This is a genomic window from Sinorhizobium saheli, assembly GCF_001651875.1.
Classification (GTDB): Bacteria; Pseudomonadota; Alphaproteobacteria; order Rhizobiales; family Rhizobiaceae; genus Sinorhizobium; species Sinorhizobium saheli.
Genome location: NZ_LNQB01000083.1, coordinates 343,824 through 360,073, shown reverse-complemented (window position 1 = coordinate 360,073; position 16,250 = coordinate 343,824). Strand labels below are relative to the sequence as shown.

The 16,250-nt window shown below is 61.3% G+C and carries 18 protein-coding genes; 13 read left to right on the top strand and 5 right to left on the bottom strand.

Features of this window, described 5'->3' with window-relative positions; genetic code table 11:
* Positions 1-23: 23 nt before the first annotated feature.
* From ATB98_RS21405 to aroQ, 7 genes are read left to right on the top strand one after another with little or no spacing between them, the layout of a single operon-like run.
* Positions 24-692 (top strand): amino acid ABC transporter permease, encoded by a 669-nt coding sequence (locus ATB98_RS21405; protein ID WP_066877172.1) that lies wholly within the window; start codon positions 24-26, stop codon positions 690-692.
* Between the two features lie 9 nt (positions 693-701).
* Positions 702-1,352 (top strand): amino acid ABC transporter permease, encoded by a 651-nt coding sequence (locus ATB98_RS21400; protein WP_066877170.1) that lies wholly within the window; start codon positions 702-704, stop codon positions 1,350-1,352.
* A 41-nt stretch (positions 1,353-1,393) separates the two neighbouring features.
* A complete protein-coding gene (locus ATB98_RS21395; RefSeq protein ID WP_066877168.1) occupies positions 1,394-2,218 on the top strand; it encodes a transporter substrate-binding domain-containing protein in 825 nt (274 codons plus the stop codon).
* Between the two features lie 19 nt (positions 2,219-2,237).
* A complete protein-coding gene (locus ATB98_RS21390) occupies positions 2,238-2,999 on the top strand; it encodes an amino acid ABC transporter ATP-binding protein (RefSeq protein WP_157111058.1) in 762 nt (253 codons plus the stop codon).
* Positions 3,000-3,016: 17 nt separating this feature from the next.
* Positions 3,017-3,877 (top strand): shikimate dehydrogenase, encoded by an 861-nt coding sequence (locus ATB98_RS21385; protein WP_066877164.1) that lies wholly within the window; start codon positions 3,017-3,019, stop codon positions 3,875-3,877.
* Between the two features lie 14 nt (positions 3,878-3,891).
* Positions 3,892-4,260 (top strand): tautomerase family protein, encoded by a 369-nt coding sequence (locus tag ATB98_RS21380; RefSeq protein ID WP_066877162.1) that lies wholly within the window; start codon positions 3,892-3,894, stop codon positions 4,258-4,260.
* Between the two features lie 33 nt (positions 4,261-4,293).
* Positions 4,294-4,743, top strand: coding sequence for a type II 3-dehydroquinate dehydratase (gene aroQ, locus ATB98_RS21375; RefSeq protein ID WP_066877160.1), 450 nt, complete (start codon positions 4,294-4,296; stop codon positions 4,741-4,743).
* A 188-nt stretch (positions 4,744-4,931) separates the two neighbouring features.
* Here aroQ and ATB98_RS21370 read toward each other — a convergent pair whose 3' ends face one another.
* Positions 4,932-5,831: a LysR family transcriptional regulator gene (locus tag ATB98_RS21370; RefSeq protein ID WP_066877158.1), complete on the bottom strand. Its 900-nt coding sequence runs from the start codon at positions 5,829-5,831 to the stop codon at positions 4,932-4,934.
* A gap of 113 nt (positions 5,832-5,944) precedes the next feature.
* Here ATB98_RS21370 and ATB98_RS21365 point away from each other — a divergent pair, with 113 nt between their 5' ends.
* Genes ATB98_RS21365 through ATB98_RS21350 form a run of 4 tightly spaced genes read left to right on the top strand, consistent with a single transcriptional unit; the run spans position 5,945 to position 9,674 of the window.
* Positions 5,945-7,027: a 4-oxalomesaconate tautomerase gene (locus ATB98_RS21365; RefSeq protein WP_066877156.1), complete on the top strand. Its 1,083-nt coding sequence runs from the start codon at positions 5,945-5,947 to the stop codon at positions 7,025-7,027.
* 45 nt (positions 7,028-7,072) lie between these two features.
* A complete protein-coding gene (locus ATB98_RS21360; protein WP_066877154.1) occupies positions 7,073-8,074 on the top strand; it encodes an ABC transporter substrate-binding protein in 1,002 nt (333 codons plus the stop codon).
* A 12-nt stretch (positions 8,075-8,086) separates the two neighbouring features.
* The gene (locus ATB98_RS21355; RefSeq protein WP_066877152.1) at positions 8,087-8,917 is read left to right on the top strand and encodes an ABC transporter ATP-binding protein; all 831 of its coding nucleotides are present in this window, start codon (positions 8,087-8,089) and stop codon (positions 8,915-8,917) included.
* Positions 8,901-9,674, top strand: coding sequence for an ABC transporter permease (locus tag ATB98_RS21350; protein ID WP_066877149.1), 774 nt, complete (start codon positions 8,901-8,903; stop codon positions 9,672-9,674). Before ATB98_RS21355 ends, ATB98_RS21350 begins: the two co-directional genes overlap by 17 nt.
* 290 nt (positions 9,675-9,964) lie before the next feature.
* On the opposite strand, the gene ATB98_RS21345 is transcribed toward ATB98_RS21350, so the two are convergent.
* Genes ATB98_RS21345 through ATB98_RS21335 form a run of 3 tightly spaced genes read right to left on the bottom strand, consistent with a single transcriptional unit; the run spans position 9,965 to position 12,829 of the window.
* Positions 9,965-10,663 carry a nitronate monooxygenase family protein gene (locus tag ATB98_RS21345; protein ID WP_066877147.1) on the bottom strand — a complete coding sequence of 233 codons (699 nt, stop codon included), beginning with the start codon at positions 10,661-10,663 and terminating at the stop codon, positions 9,965-9,967.
* Position 10,664: 1 nt separating this feature from the next.
* Positions 10,665-11,663: a 4-hydroxythreonine-4-phosphate dehydrogenase PdxA gene (pdxA, locus tag ATB98_RS21340; protein ID WP_066877145.1), complete on the bottom strand. Its 999-nt coding sequence runs from the start codon at positions 11,661-11,663 to the stop codon at positions 10,665-10,667.
* A complete protein-coding gene (locus ATB98_RS21335; protein WP_066877142.1) occupies positions 11,660-12,829 on the bottom strand; it encodes a four-carbon acid sugar kinase family protein in 1,170 nt (389 codons plus the stop codon). The genes pdxA and ATB98_RS21335 overlap by 4 nt, the downstream gene beginning before the upstream one ends.
* A gap of 76 nt (positions 12,830-12,905) precedes the next feature.
* On the opposite strand from ATB98_RS21335, the gene ATB98_RS21330 reads away from it, so the two are divergent.
* Positions 12,906-13,790, top strand: coding sequence for a LysR substrate-binding domain-containing protein (locus ATB98_RS21330; RefSeq protein WP_066877140.1), 885 nt, complete (start codon positions 12,906-12,908; stop codon positions 13,788-13,790).
* A 54-nt stretch (positions 13,791-13,844) separates the two neighbouring features.
* Here ATB98_RS21330 and ATB98_RS21325 read toward each other — a convergent pair whose 3' ends face one another.
* Entirely contained in the window at positions 13,845-14,513 is a 669-nt protein-coding gene (locus tag ATB98_RS21325; protein WP_066877138.1) for a FadR/GntR family transcriptional regulator, read from the bottom strand.
* Positions 14,514-14,884: 371 nt separating this feature from the next.
* Between ATB98_RS21325 and ATB98_RS21320 the strand changes: the two genes are divergently transcribed.
* Positions 14,885-16,219: an NAD(P)/FAD-dependent oxidoreductase gene (locus ATB98_RS21320; RefSeq protein ID WP_066877136.1), complete on the top strand. Its 1,335-nt coding sequence runs from the start codon at positions 14,885-14,887 to the stop codon at positions 16,217-16,219.
* The last annotated feature ends 31 nt before the right edge of the window (positions 16,220-16,250 follow it).

The window sequence follows — 16,250 nt, the reverse complement described above, 5'->3', positions numbered from 1 at the left end:
CGGTCGGAGGGAGGAAGTCTTACATGTCTTACAGGTTTGATTTCGGTGCGGTCCTCGACCGCGCCCCGGAATTGCTATGGGCTTCGCTTGGAACGCTTGGCCTTGCGTTGGCTGGGATGCTCCTCGCACTCGTCATCGGAATCCTCGGCGTTGTTGCAAGGACTTCCAAGAGCGAGATCGCGCGCACTCCAGTGATCGTCTTCGTCGAGGTCGTGCGCAACACGCCATTCCTCGTGCAGATCTTCTTCATATATTTTGCCCTTCCTCTCATGGGCATCCGCCTCAATCCGACCGTCACGGCGATCATGGCCCTCGGCATCAATGGTGGGGCCTACGCAATCGAGATCATCCGAGGCGGGGTCGAGAGCGTGTCGCGCGGCCAGATCGAGGCCGGTTTCGCACTTGGACTGCACAAGGCGGATGTCTTCCGGCTCATCGTGCTCAAGCCGGCGCTGCGGGCGATTTATCCCTCGCTCACGAGCCAGTTCATCATGCTGACACTGACAACGTCCGTCTGCACGTCAATCGCCGCCTACGAACTGACCTCGGCCGCTCAGCGCATTGAATCGGACACCTTCCGCAGCTTCGAAGTCTATTTCATGGTGACCGCTATCTACCTGGTCATCTCGACGATGATGATGGGCCTCTTTGCCCTCATTTCTCGTCATTACTTCAACTACCCGACGCGATAGGAGGCAGCCATGGGTCCCATCGGCGAAGATGAACTCTTCTTTTTGATGCAGGGTCTGAAGTGGACCGTGCTGCTCGCGATCGTGGGCTTCATCGGCGGGGGGATATTCGGAATCCTGATCGCGCTGCTGCGCACTTCGAAGAAGAAGGTCACCCGCACGATCACCGCAGGCTACATCGGCATCTTCCAGGGCACGCCCCTTCTGATGCAGCTCTTCGTTGTCTATTACGGCGTTGCGCTGTTGGGCGTCGAGGTCAACGCGTGGATCGCGGTCGCGATCGCCTTCACGCTCCATGCCAGTGCCTTCCTGGGCGAGATCTGGCGCGGCTCCATCGAGGCTGTGCCGAAGGGCCAGACGGAAGCCGCCAACGCCCTCGGTCTGCATTATGGCTCGCGGATGAAAGACGTCATCTTGCCGCAGGCCCTGAAAATCTCGCTGCCGGCCACGATCGGCTTCCTTGTCCAGCTCATCAAGGGCACGTCGCTCGCAGCACTCGTCGGCTTCATTGAACTCACTCGCGTCGGCCAGATCATTTCAAACCAGACCTATCGTCCGCTGCTCGTCTTCGGGATCGTCGGCGCAATCTACTTCATCATTTGCTGGCCGCTCTCCCATGTAGGAAGCGGCCTCGAAAAACGGATGGCGAAAGCTGCCCGCTAACCGCTTCGCTCGAAGCAAAACTCTTGAGGAGGAGAAGAAGCATGCATAACAATCGTAGGAATTTTCTCGGACTTGCCCTCGCAACCGTCGCCTTCGCAACCGTTGGTGCTGCCACCGCCTCCGCGGCAAGTGTGGAGGAAATCAAGGCAAAGGGCACGCTTGTGGTCGGCATCCAGGGCGACAATGCGCCATGGGGCTTCGTCAACACAAGCGGCGTGCAGGACGGTTTCGACGCTGACGTCGCCAACCTTTTTGCCAAGGAATTGGGCGTGAAGGTTCAATTCCAGCCGCTCGCCGTTGCCAACCGAATTCCGGCGCTTACGACCGGCAAGGTCGACATCCTGTTCGCAACGATGGCGATGACGGAAGAACGCGCGAAATCAATTCAATACAGCAAGCCCTATGCTGCCAACACGATTTCGCTTTATGCCGCGAAGTCCGACACGGTTACGAAGCCTGAAGACATTGCGGGGTGGGAGATCGGCGTTCCGAAGTCCAGTTCGCAGGACAAGGCAGTAACGGACGCCGTCGGATCCACCGCAACGGTTCGCCGCTTTGATGACGACGCTGCAACCATCCAGGCTCTGATCTCCGGGCAGGTAAAGGCGGTTGGCGGCAACCAGTTCTATGGTCAGCGCCTGGATGCGGCGAGTGCCGGCACCTATGAGCGCAAGATTAACTTTCTGACGACCTACAACGGCGTCGGGACCCGTCTCGGCGAGAAGGACTGGAACGAAGCCGTCAACGCCTTCATCGACAAGATCAAGTCCAATGGTGAGCTTGCCGCCATCACGAAGAAGTGGATGGCGATCGACCTGCCGCAGTTCCCGGAATCCATTCCGAACATCCCGTTCACCGTCAATTGAAGCTGCAATGGAGGGTTCCGTGCTCAATTCCGCAAAAGATCACCCGCCGCTGATTTCCCTTGAGGACGTGCAGAAGTGGTACGGCGCTTTCCATGCCTTGAAATCCATCAGCCTGTCGGTCCGCAAAGGCGAAAAAATCGTCCTCTGCGGGCCGTCAGGCTCCGGTAAATCAACGTTGATCCGCTGTATCAATGCCCTCGAAACGATCGAGGAAGGCACGATCGTCGTCGAGGGTCAGGTACTCGACGGAAGCACCAAATCCATCGATGCGATACGTCGCGAAGTGGGAATGGTCTTCCAGAGCTTCAATCTCTTCCCGCACATGACCGTGCTTCAGAATTGTACACTTGCCCCGATGCGTGTTCGGGGCGCAAGCCGCACTGACGCAGAGCGACTGGCTCGAAAATATCTAGAGCGCGTTCGAATCCTCGATCAGGCGGAAAAGTATCCTGCGCAGCTATCCGGCGGACAACAGCAACGCGTTGCCATTGCTCGTGCGCTCTGCATGGAGCCGAAGGTCATGCTCTTCGACGAACCGACCTCTGCCCTCGATCCTGAAATGGTGAAGGAGGTGCTCGACACCATGATCGGGCTCGCCCGTGACGGCATGACGATGATCTGTGTCACGCACGAAATGGGGTTTGCCCGTCAGGTCGCTGATCGCGTCATCTTCATGGCCTCCGGAGAAATCATCGAAGAGGCCGAGCCGGAGGTCTTCTTCAAGTCTCCCAAGCACGAACGCACGAAAACCTTCCTCGGCGAAATCCTTGCCCACCACTGACGTCGGAAGCGATACCAATGCACGACAGAAAATTCCTCGTGGGACTGATCGGGGCCGACATTCAGATGTCAAAGTCCCCGGCGCTCCACGAAACGGAGGCTCGACATCAGGGCCTCGATTATCGCTACGAGCTTCTCGACCTGGCCGAGCGGGGCCTTCCCGCCTCGGCGCTGCCAGACCTCCTCGATGAGGAAGAGCGGCGCGGTTTTGCCGGGAGCAACATTACGCATCCGTGCAAGCAGTCGGTGATCGCCCACCTCGATCGCCTTTCCGAAGATGCCGAGATGCTCGGTGCGGTCAACACCGTGGTCTTTCGTGACGGTGAGAGGATCGGCCACAACACTGATTGGTACGGTTTCTACGAGAATTTCCAGCGCGGCCTTCCCGACGTCGCGAAGTCGCATGCCGTCCTGCTTGGCGCCGGCGGCGCCGGTGTCGCCGTGGCGCATGCCGCAATCAAGCTCGGGATCGAGACATTGTCGATCTTTGACCAGGACTCGAAACGGGCAGAAACCTTGGCTGGGCAGTTGAACGATCGGTTTTCAAGGGGTTGTGCGCGCGCCACGACGGATGTCGGCAGGGCCCTCGACTCCGCGGACGGCCTTATCCACGCGACGCCGACGGGTATGAAGAGCCATCCTGGTTTGCCGATCGACCCGGAATGGCTTCTGCCGCGGCATTGGGTCGCCGACATCGTCTATATGCCGCTCGTCACGGAGCTCCTTGCTCTCGCCGAAGGAAAAGGCTGCCGGACCCTTCGTGGCGGCGGCATGACAGTCTACCAGGCAGCAGCGGCTTTCGAATTGTTCACCGGGATGGCACCGGACGCAGAGCGCATGTCCCGTCACTTTACGGACTTGTGCCGCCTGTCGGCTTGATGGGGAGATCGCAAATGCCGCATATCGTCATCGACTATAGCCGGGGTGCCGGCGAGCATGTAGCCATGGACCGGCTCACGCTCGCCGTCCATCGCTGCGTTCGCGATGGCGGCCTTGTGAAACCTTCCGCCGTGCGCACGCTTGCGCGGGAGGCGACATACTCCTGCGTGGGCGATGAGCATGTCGATAATCATTTCATCCAAATCATCGTGCGGATGGCACCGGGCCGTACACCAGAGACCAAGCAGAAGCTTCTCACTGCCGTTATCGACGCCGCGCGGGCGATCGCCGCGCCAGCCCTCGAAGCCGGGAGGCTCGGCTTGCGTGCGGACCTCTACGAGTCGGACCCTGATTTTGCTGTTCAAGCAATCGCGTTCGTCTGACCAGGACGGCGTGCTCAACAAGGACACTATGCTATGAGCCTGATCTACGTTCTCAATGGACCAAACCTCAATCTGCTTGGCAAACGCCAGCCGCACATCTACGGGCACGGAACGCTCGCAGACGTAGAGGCGGACTGCCGAAAACTGGCAGCCGAACTCGGCCATGAACTCCGTTTTCATCAGAGCAACCGGGAATACGAGATCATCGATTGGATTCATGAGGCGCGCGAGGACGGTGCGGGCATCGTCATCAATCCGGCGGCCTTCACCCATACCTCACTCGCCATCCTCGACGCTCTGAACACATTTGAAGGGCCGGTGATCGAGATCCACATCTCCAACGTGCACAAGCGCGAAAGCTTCCGACACCATTCGTTCGTTTCGCATCGCGCGGACGGCGTGATTTGCGGCCTTGGAACGGAAGGATACCAGCTCGGCATCCGGCGCGCGGCGACCATGATCAAGGCGGCGGGCAAGGGCTGAGGTGACCGTGACCCAACGGGTCAAGCTGGCGGTAGTCGGGGCAAGCCTCATCGGTAAGGGCCATATTCAGCACGTCCTGGCAGAGCCCTCGGCGCAACTCAGTGCCGTGGTCGATCCCCCGCCGGTTGGCGAGACCATTGCCAAGGAAGCCAGCGTGAAGTGGTTTGTTGAAGCCCTGTGGAGGTCCTTTAAACACTTCCCCATGCGCCCATCAGCATCTCGAGAAACCTTTCGGCGGCCGGAGACAGGATGCCCCCCCGACGGCGGACCACGCCGATGGTACGCGATATCGCCGGATCGCCAATCGGCCGTGTAATCAAGAATGGATGGTCGTCCTGCGGGGTCGCCATGCGCGGTAAAACGGATATTCCGAGGCCGGCCTCCACCAGGCCTAAAGAGGTGGACAGATGGGTCACTTCGTAGAACCAGCGGAGCTTGATGTTCGATTTTGCCAGGGCTGCGTCGAGCAAGGTTCGGTTGCCGCTCGATCGATGAACGGTAATCAGGTGGTAGGGCTCAAGCTCCGCCCAGCCGACTGAGGGTTTGGCGGCAAGGGGGTGATCCTTACGCGCCGCCAACACGAATGGGTCTTCCGCAAGCCGGTCGAAGATCAAGTCCGGATCCGACGTGCCCATGATATTTATCCCGAATTCGACCTCACCGCGAGCCACGGCCTGGAGGCCGTCGGTTGCCGGCAGGTCGAGGATACGAAAGCGGATGTTGGGATACTCCTCGTTGAACTGGCGGATGACAGTCGGCAGGAAATAGAATGCTGCGGTAGGGAGGCAGGCGATCGTCACCAATCCGCCCCGATTGGCACCAATGTCGCGTACGGCGAACAGGGAGCCGTCGAATTCCTCCAACATGCGCCGCACAAGTGGAAGGAGTTCTGTTCCGAGCGCCGTCGGCGACACATGCCTCGTCGTTCGCTCCAGGAGTGGCGCTCCAATCGCCTGCTCGAGCTTCTGAATCCGGCGGCTCAGGGCGGGCTGCGACAGATGCAACGCATCGGCAGCGCGATGAAAGCTCTCCAACTCGACTACGGTCAGAAAGGCTCGAAGATCAAGGATCTCGCAATTAATGCTCATCTTGCATCAATTCCCCGATTCTTGGCATTTCACAAATCAACTGGACTTCCGATAATTGGATCAAACCGGCCGATTGATACGGCGATGACATAATTCCGATGGAAGCACAAGCGATGAACGACCTGCTGGCGATCCCTTGCGTCCTGATGAGAGGCGGCACCTCGAAAGGTCCGTTCTTCCTGGCAAGCGATCTTCCCGCAGATGTCAGCGAGCGGGACAAGATCCTGTTGTCCGTCATGGGGTCGGGTCACCCGTTGCAGATCGATGGCATCGGCGGCGGCAACCCGGTCACGAGCAAGGTGGCTATCGTGGGACCTGCCACCATCCCCGGTGCGGACGTGGATTACCTCTTTGCCCAGGTGCGGGTCGACCAACAGTTCGTCGACACTTCACCGAACTGCGGCAACATGCTTGCTGCGGTCGGCCCTTTCGCCATCGAGGCGGGTCTCGTCCCGGCCAGAGGTGAAACGACGCTCGTCCGAATCCACAACGTCAATACCGGCAAGATGATCGAAGCCGACGTTCCAACCCCGAATGGCAACGTCTCCTATCTCGGCGAAGCGGCGATCGACGGCGTACCAGGCCGTGCGGCGCCGATTGCACTGACCTTCCTGGACGCAGGCGGGGCGCGTACCGGGCAGCTCTTCCCCACCGGCAAGCCTATCGATTGGATCGACGGTGTGGCTGTCACCTGCATCGATTGCGCCATGCCGATGATGTTGGTCGAGGCAGACTCGATCGGCGCAAGCGGCTTCGCGTCAGCCGCTGAACTCAACGCTGACAAGGAATTGCTAGGATGGCTGGAAAAGCTGCGCATCGCTGCTGGCGAACGGATGGGCCTTGGCGACGTGCGGAACCAGGTGACCCCGAAGCCCGTGCTCATTTCCCGGCCAAAGTCGGGAGGTGATATCAGCGTACGCTATTTCATGCCGCATCAATGTCACCCTTCGCTGGCGACGACCGGGGCCGTGGGGATTGCCACGGCCTGCATCAATGAAGGCACCGTTGCTTCCCTTCTCGTCGGCACGCGCGAACCGCCGGTGGTTCTTTCGATTGAGCACCCGAGCGGCCACCTGGACGTCAAGCTTCATGAAAGGGACGGCAAGGTCGTTGCCGGCATCCTTCGCACCGCCCGGCGGCTGTTCGAAGGACATGTCTTCGCTAAACCTGTCACGCATTTCGGTTGCGCGGCATAATGATCGTGGCCGCCGGGAGGGCGCCACCAACAGGAGGAAAATATCATGCACAAGCTCATGCTCGCCCTCGCGGCAACCGTCGCCTTCGCCGGTTCGGCTCTGGCGGACCCCGTCCGCATCAGCGTCGGTTCTTATAATCTCAACAATCTCCCCTTTCCCGTCGCCCAGGGGCTCGGTCTCTATGAGAAGGAAGGCCTGGAGGTGACGGTGGAGAACTTCGCATCGGGCGGCTCGAAGACGCTTCAGGCGCTTGTTGCCGGTTCGACGGATATCGCCGTCGGCTTCTACGACCATACGATTCAGATGCAGTCGCAGAGGAAGGCTGTCGTGGCCTTCGTGCAGCTCGCCCGCAATTCCGGGCTCGTTCTGGCCCGCGGCAAGAACAGCACTTTCGATCCGGCAAGACCGGAAACGATCAAAGGCGCAAGAGTCGGGATAACCTCGCCGGGCTCGTCTTCCGATTTCTTCGTCCGCTATTACCTGCAGCGCAACGGCTTGTCCGGGGACGACGTCTCCTTGATCGGCGTCGGCTCCGGGTCTGCCGCCGTCGCGGCGCTTGAACAGGGCAAGGTCGACCTCCTCGTCAACTACGACCCGGCGGCGACCTTCATCGAGGCCAAGGGCGTCGGCAAGATCCTGATCGACGGGCGCAGCGACGACGGCGCCAAGGCGATCTACGGTGGGATCTACCCGACCTCGGTCCTCTATGCCACGCAGAGCTTTATCGAAGACAATCCGGAAACCATCCAGAAAGTCACGAATGCGACTGTCAAAGCGCTCGAGTGGATGAACAGCCACTCCGCGGAAGAGATCGTCGACAAGCTGCCGAAGGAGTTCATCGCCGGCGATCGTGACACCTACATCAAGGCGGTCGAGAACGCGAAGGCAATCTTCTCAAAGGATGGGCATATCAACGAGCAGGATATCAAGACTCCGCTCGCCGTCCTGAAGAGCTTCAACGAAAAAGTCGCCGCGGCTGAAATCGACCTTACGAAAACCTACACGAACGAGTTCGTCGGCAAGGTCCCGAACGTCGCTGCCAACTGACAGGAGGAGGTCATGGCATTGGCCGTAGTAAAACCCGCACCCCCGACGGACAACCCGCATCAAGCAAAGTCGATGGTTTCCCTCGACTCGGTCACCATGGCCTTCGGCGCCTATGTGGCCGTGCAGGATGTGAATCTGAAAGTCTCCGATGGCGAATTCCTCGCCATCGTTGGCCCCACCGGCTGCGGCAAGAGCACAATACTCAATGCGATTGCCGGCCTGCTGAAACCTGCGAGCGGCACCGTCTCCATCGATGGTCAGCCGGTTCGCGGGATCCAGAACGACATCGGTTATCTCTTCCAGCAGGATGCATTGCTTCCGTGGAAGACCGCGATCGAGAACGTCGAACTCGGTCCCATGTTCAAGGGTGTTGGCGGCTCCGAACGTCGTGAGCAGTCGATGAGATGGCTGGCGAAAGTCGGACTCAAGGGGTTCGAGCATCGCTATCCGCATCAGCTTTCAGGGGGTCAGCGCAAACGCGTGCAGATGGCCCAGGCGCTGATCACCGGCCCCAAGGTCATCCTGATGGACGAGCCCTTTTCGGCACTCGACATTCATACCCGCCACCTGATGCAGAACGAGCTGTTGCGGCTTTGGCAGGAGGAACGGCGCGCCGTGGTGATGATCACGCACGACCTCGAGGAGGCAATAGCTCTCGGGGATCGGGTCGTGGTGCTTGCCGCCGGCCCGCGCTCGCGGGTGATCGACAGCTTCCCCGTCGATCTCGAACGCCCGCGCGACGTCGCTGAAATCAAGCTCGATCCACGCTTCATGGATCTTTATCGCAACATCTGGTCATCGCTGCGCGGCGAAGTGGAGAAGAGCTATGAACGCCATGACTGAACGCTTAATCCAGGCCGTGCTGCTGGTGGCACTTGTCGGCGGCTGGCAGCTCGGTGTCGCGGCAGGCGTGATCGACGTCTTCTTTTTCCCGGCGCCAGTCGACATTTTTAACCAGGTTGTCTCCTGGGTGATGGATGCCAGCTTCTATAGCCATGTGGCGATCACCCTGACGGAAACCGTGCTCGGCTATCTGGTCGGAACGGCACTCGGCGTTGCGGCGGGCGTTTGGCTCGGTCTCAGCCGTTCGGCGGCGCGCATCCTGGACCCTTTCATCAAAGGCTTGAACGCGATCCCCCGAGTCGTGCTTGCGCCGATCTTCGTGCTCTGGCTCGGCCTGGGTCTGTGGTCCAAGGTGGCGCTGGCCGTGACGCTCGTGTTTTTCGTCACCTTCTTCAATGCGATGCAGGGGGTCCGTGAAGTGAACCCGGTGGTGCTGTCGAACGCCCGAATTCTCGGTGCCAAGCGGTCGGACCTGCTCCGTCACGTCTACTTCCCGGCAGCAGCAAGCTGGATCCTCTCTTCTCTTCGCACATCGGTCGGCTTTGCCGTTGTTGGGGCGATCATCGGCGAATACCTCGGTTCATCCGCCGGTCTCGGCTACCTCATCGCTCAGGCGGAAGGCAATTTCGATGCAGTTGGCGTTTTTGCAGGCATTCTCATCCTCGCCATCTTCGTGCTGATCATCGACAGCATCCTGGACATGGCAGAGAAACGCCTCATCAAGTGGCGCCCGAGCGCATCCGAACGCCCGGCTTGAGCGGATCTTTGGCCCGGCACTCGTCAAACCTGTCGACGCGCGTTCTCCCTTTCGCATCAGGGGAGAACGCTGCGGCATTCGACGCAAGTCCCGCAACCGATGCAAAGGCGGGCGTTGCGGTTCCATCCTCAAAGGCGCATAGGGGAACCTGGGCGCCGTTGGTCACCGGACCCGATCGAAGCTTCCGGCAGTCGATGCTTCGTAGATGAACGCGGCCGCCATTCAGGCAATTCGCCATCGTGGGGGTCGCAAGCGGTCGTTGCCAAGCTGATCGCCAATTGCATTTTCCGTTACTGCTCGATTAACGCATTCGCCTTGTCCTTTATGGACGTGATCGTCAGGAGCTGATGCGTCAAGCCTGGAACGGCTGCAGGGAAGCGGCCTTCGAGAGCGGCGGTGCCGACTGTGAAGCCGGCGGCCCGGCCGCTGATGACGGCGTGGATGCGTTCGGCGCGGTCGATCGAACCAGCGACGATGACGGGCTTGGCGACGGCGTCGCAGACGGACCGGATGAGGTTTGCGACGTCGACATCAGCGCGATAGGCAAGGAGATCGAGGCCGTGGACGCCCTCGCGGGCGGCCAGGTCCCTTGCACTTGCAACGATCTCCGTCGTGGACCCCTCCAGAACGCTGGGATGGCCCGCAATGCGACCGGGGAAGGGGTAGTAGCGGATACCGCTTCCCTTGAGGAGGGGAAGGACGTCATCGACATGGGTGCCGCCAAGCAGATAGTCGACGCCGAGCGTAAGGGCGGCGCGCACCGAGGCGATTTCGCTGGCGCGGTCGAGTGAAACCACTTCGAGGTAACTCTTCGCGCCTGCGGCCCGGATTTCCCGGTTGAGCTCTGAAAGCACCTCGAAGGGCAGGCCGATATCCTTGAAGCCGATATGACGGACACCCGCAGAAAGCACCAGGGGAAGCTGCGCCAGCGCATCCGGAATTGTCCGGTCGTTGCGGGTCAGCATGAAGATGAAATCGATGGGGGGCATTTCAATTCTCCTGGTGGCACGGTGCGGTCGCCAGTCGGCGGGCGTAGTCGATCGCTGTTTCGAGACTCCTCGGATCGGCAATGCCACGGCCGGCGATATCGAAGGCGGTGCCGTGGTCGGGGCTTGTGCGCACGAAGGGCAGGCCGAGCGTGATGTTCACGCCCCTTTCCAGACCGAGATACTTGACCGGGATCAGGCCCTGGTCGTGATACTGCGCGACGACCACGTCGAAGCGGCCGTTTCGCGCCTGCATGAAAACCGTATCGCCGGGCCAGGGGCCGCTGGCGTCCATGCCTTCCGCGCGAGCTGCCGCGATGGCGGGCGCGATGATGCGGATTTCCTCGTCTCCGAAGCGACCGCCTTCGCCGGCATGCGGATTGAGCCCGGCAACGGCGATGCGGGGGCGGGCGATTCCCAGCGCACGACCTCCCTGGTGGGCGAGGCGTATCGCGGACATCTGTGCCGGAAAATCCGCTTGGCGGATCGCCTCTGCCAGCGAACAGTGGATCGTTACCAGGACGGCGCGAATATCGTCATTGGCGAGCATCATCGCCACGCGCCCGGCGCCACCTTTCTCCGCGAGGATTTCCGTGTGGCCGGGGTATGGAAGCCCCGCAGCGGCGAGCGCCTCCTTGTGGATCGGCGCCGTCACGATACCGGCGACTTTGCCGGCCTTCGCGAGATCGATCGCCGCAACGACGGCATCATAGGCCATGCGGCCGCTGGTGGCGCTTACCTTGCCGAGTGCCGGCGGGGTTTCGATGCGGGACGCGGCGAGGATGTTCAGGGCGCCATCCGGCTTCGCGTCGTCGATGTCATGGATCTCGTTCAGGCGCAGGTTGCCGCCGAGGCTGGCGATGGCCTTCGTCATCACGACCGGGTCGCCGACGACGACATTGCGACGGAGGTCGCTTGAGGCAAGCATCGTCTTTGCCACGATCTCCGGCCCGATGCCGGATGGATCGCCCATGGTGACGGCAAGCGGCAGGGAGGTGTTCATGCGGGCTCCTTTCCAATTCGGCGAATGGTGTCGGCGGCATTGCGCAACGTCATGGCGGAACCGAAGCCTCCTGCTTTCATGGCGATCAGCATCATTCGTCCATCGGCAAGACGAGCGCAGCCGAGCGGGAAGCCGGGCTCGAGTTCGCGGATCAAATCGAAGCCGTGAATGTGGAGCCGCTCCAAAAGCGCGTGCATCGTTTCGCCGCCGGTCGCGACGATGGCGTCGTATCGATGCCGGGATAAAGCGATCTCTGCCTCGTCCACCAGAGTGGCGAGAGCCTTCGCCGGGTCGCCGGTTCGGATGTGGGGTGTGCGGATGCAGACGACAGACGCTGCCTCGTCGACGTCCGTCGCACGCATTCCGACGGAAGCGCCTGTCGCGGCCAACGTCTCGCACTGGGAATGGCTGACTGGGTTGGCGCTGCCGACAAGCACGAGAACACGGTTCGGCGTGGCTTCGGTCGTAAAGATGTTCTGGCCTGTGCGCCGCGCGACTGCCGAGGCCAACGCTTCCGCCATGCCCGGCGAGCCGACCCAAAGCGCCGGGCCGAGCTTCTCAATCCCCGCAATCCGACGATTGAGCGTCCCCTGGTCGCATGCATCAACGATGACCACCGGAGCGTCGCCAATGGCCTTGCCGATATCGCCGTCCTCGGCGCGGGCGGAAATTCTGGCGATCCGGCCGAGGCCGGGCTCGATCAAGTCTTCGATGCGCGAGGTGTGGGCGGGATGGACAGGGTCGCGGCTGTAGTCGGTCTGTGCAACCGGCTTGCCGCGCAGCAGTTGAATGCCGTCGATCGTCGTGCGCCCGGCAGCGGGAAAGGCAGGTGCGATGACCAGACGTGGCCGGCCGCTGGCCTGGAATGCGGCGGCAATCTCCACGCGGATATGGCCGCGCAGGGTGGAGTCGATCGTCTTGTAGAGGACCGGTCTGTCTGCAAGGGCGGTTACCGCCTGGCGCGTCACATGCGCGGCATCGGTTGCACAGAGCGTGCGGCTGCCGGTGTCGACGGAGACGAGACCGGCATGGGTATCGAGCGAACTCACCCTGCAGATGCGAGGGACATAGCCGCGTTCCAGGAAAGCGATCGCCCCGTCCGCCGCGCTTGTCAGGTCGTCTGCGACGACGCCAATGTGTTTGATCTGGTCAATAGTGCCTGCCATGAACTGAAGGCTATCCGGCAAACTCCGCGAATAAAATCGATATGATCTGACGGATATTGGTGATATAGCGTCACCAATGAAACGATCTGACCTTCCTTCCCTCGATGATCTGCGTGCCTTTGAGGTCGTTGCACGCCTCGGTTCCGTGCGTGCGGCCGCGTCCGAGTTGAACCTGACGCATGGCGCGGTCAGCCGTCGCGTTTCGAAACTTTCCGAACACCTCGATATCCGTTTGCTGGAACCCGATGGGCGCGGCCTGAGGCTGACGGGGGAGGGCGCGCGCCTGGCGCAGGCGACGACGAACGCGCTGGCGCTCGTTGCGTCGGCCTTGGAAGATATCCGCAAAGTCGACGTGTCACCGCCGATCGTCGTTTCCTGCGAACGGTCGGTCGCCATGCGCTGGCTGATTCCGCGCCTATCGGAGTTCCACGATCGCCATCCCGAGATCGACCTCCACCTTTCCGTCGGGGGCGGAGGCTTCGATTTTGCCCGCGACCGCATCACGCTCGCGATCCGCAGGCTGGATTTCGCGATCGATGCGAACTGGCAGGTCGAACGGCTGATCGAAGAGGAGGTCGGTCCAGTCATGCATCCCGCCATGACGGATCGGTTCGCGGCCGGTGATTATGTCGCGCTTGCCGCGAAGACCCGGCCGGATGGCTGGCAGAAGTGGTCCGCCGCCCATCCGGAGGCGCCGAAGCCGCGCTCGACGCGCTTTCTCGACCATCATTTCCTGATGGTCGAGGCGGCCGCCGGCGGTCTGGGTGTGGCCATGTGCCCGAGGATCATTGCCACCGACGATATCCGCAAGGGCCGCCTCGCCGCGCCGCTCGGCTTTCAGCCGGATGGATCACATTACGGCGTCATACGGTCCGCGCTGGCGAAGAAGACGGCAGGGGTCGACCAGTTTGTGTCCTGGCTTCTCGCTGCCATTCAAGAAGATTTCTATGCCGCGTCTTGAGCGCGTTGCGGGCGCATGGACCGAATTGGTCCAGCGTCGACCGCTACCGCGTGCTCAGCCATTTGGGCCAAGTATGTTTGCTCTCGCTTCGACAATGTGGTCGTGCATGTTCCGCTCGGCCGTCCCGCTGTCGCGATCCTTGATCGCCTCAAGAATCGCCTGATGCTTGGCGATATAGGCCTTCATGCGTTCAGGGGTCAGTGACTGCTCCTTCATTTTCCCCCAGAGATTACCCGCGCGTACCGCGTGAATCCCTTCATAGAGGGAGGCGAGCAGGCCGTTGCGGGCAGCTTCGACGATGATGCGGTGAAAGACAGCGTCCCATTTTTCGAATTCGACCAGAGTTTCTGCCGCGCTGCCCCGATCGATCGATTTCTGCATTCCAGCGATCTGCTGGCTGGTCGCCCTCAACGCCGCCAAGGCGGCGATCTTGGGCTCCATGATCAGCCGGGTCTCGAAAACTTCGGCCGGATAGGTGCGCAACGCATCTCCGGTGCTCCCCGGCGGGTGGCGCAGCGCCGTCGAGGTCACCCCGCTGCCGGCGATGAATGTGCCTCTGCCCACATGCCTGATGAGCCGACCTTCCTTCTCCAGGGAAGCAAGCATCCGTCGAAGTGCGGTGCGGGGCAGCCCGAGTTTGACCGCCAGGTCGCGCTCCGGCGGTAACCGATCCCCGGGCTCTAGACCCTCCGCTTCAATAAAATCCTTCAAGACCACGCTCATGAGCCCTCGCAAATAATTGCCGCAACCAATTTGATCTATGTTGACACCAATTGCAAGACCAATTCTATATTGATCGGACGGCAAATCCGAAATTGGTAGCGGGTGGCGCTGAGCGCGGCCGCGGGCTCAGGATGCGCTCGATGTGCGCGGGGATCACGGCTGAGGAAAAGGGCGTGCGGGGCGTGGTCGCCGCAACCAGGGAAAAGCCAAGCCCGCGGAGTCTCAAAGGGCGGCTATCATCCAGGACCGCCGACGCTGGACCGCTTCGCACTCTACCGCGCCCGCCTGAGGGCATCAACTTCGAGGACTCCAGCGCTCCCGGGGGCGCTGTTCGAGAAACGCATACACGATTGCAGAGGAATACAAAGATCATGCCGGTCGAGGTCCAGAAAGTCCGCAACAGCGCCTCTTTTCCAACACAGGTGGATGTCGTCGTCATCGGGGCAGGGATCGTCGGTACATGCACGGCCTATGAGCTCTCCCGCCAAGGGGTCTCCGTGGCTCTGCTCGAAAAGGGCATCGCCGGCGGCGAACAGTCGAGCCGCAACTGGGGGTGGGTCCGTCAGCAGAACCGCGATCTCCATGAGCTTGCCCTCGCCATGTACAGTCTGCGGCGCTGGGAGGAACTGGGCAGCGAGATCGGCCGCGATCTCGGGTTCCGCCGAAGCGGGATACTCTATTGCTCCAAGAACGAGGCGGATGTCGCCCGTTGGGAAAAGTGGGGCCAGGCCGCACGCCTCCAGGGGTTCCACAGCCAGATACTCACTGCTTCCGAGGCGAACGAGCGGGCCTCGGGCGGCACGTCCTCCTGGGTCGGCGGCGTCTGGTCTCCGACCGACGGGAGAGCGGAACCGAGCCTTGCCGTGCCTGCCATCGCCGAGGCAGCGAAGGAGAACGGCGTGTCGCTCCATCAGAACTGCGCCGTTCGCGGCCTCGACATTACCAATGGCCGGGTGACGGGGGTGTGGACGGAGCGGGGAATCGTGAAAGCGAGCACCGTCGTTTGCGCCGGCGGGGCATGGGCCTCCCGCTTTTCTCATCGCTACGGCATCGAACTTCCGGTCGCCAACATCGCGGGGACGGCGATCAAGACGACCCCGGCGCCTGAAATCGTTCAAGCAGGCTGCCTATCGGCTTCGAACTTCGTGTTGCGGCGTCGGATCGACGGTTCCTACACCATTGCCGTACCTGGACATGGTACGCTCGACATCACGCCGCGCGGAATGCGGTATGCGTTCAAATTCTACGAGATGTATCGCAGCAAGATCGGCAAGAAGCTCAAATACCGCCTCAACAGCAGTTTCTGGAACGGCCCCGATGCCTTCGGCAGCTGGGAGAACGACGAGATCTCGCCTTTTGAAAAGAGCCGCATTCTGGATCCGGCGCCCGACGCGGAACTCGTCAAGCTCGCAGTGAAGAACCTTGAAAGCGAATACCCTGCGCTGAAAGGGATCGGCGTCGAGCGCGCGTGGGGCGGGCTTATCGATACCTCTCCGGACCTCGTGCCGGTTATCTCGAGAGTGGAGGAACTCCCCGGCTACGTGATCGCCGCGGGCTTCAGCGGACACGGTTTCGCGATCGGACCGGGGGCTGGCCGGCTGGTGAGCGAGATCGTCTTGAATAAGGAGCCACTGACCGACATTTCGCCTTACAGGCTGAACCGGTTCAGCGATGGCTCGGCGATCCGAAGACCGGAAATGATGTAGCCGTTAGATCGGCTGCCGTTTGGACTCAAGG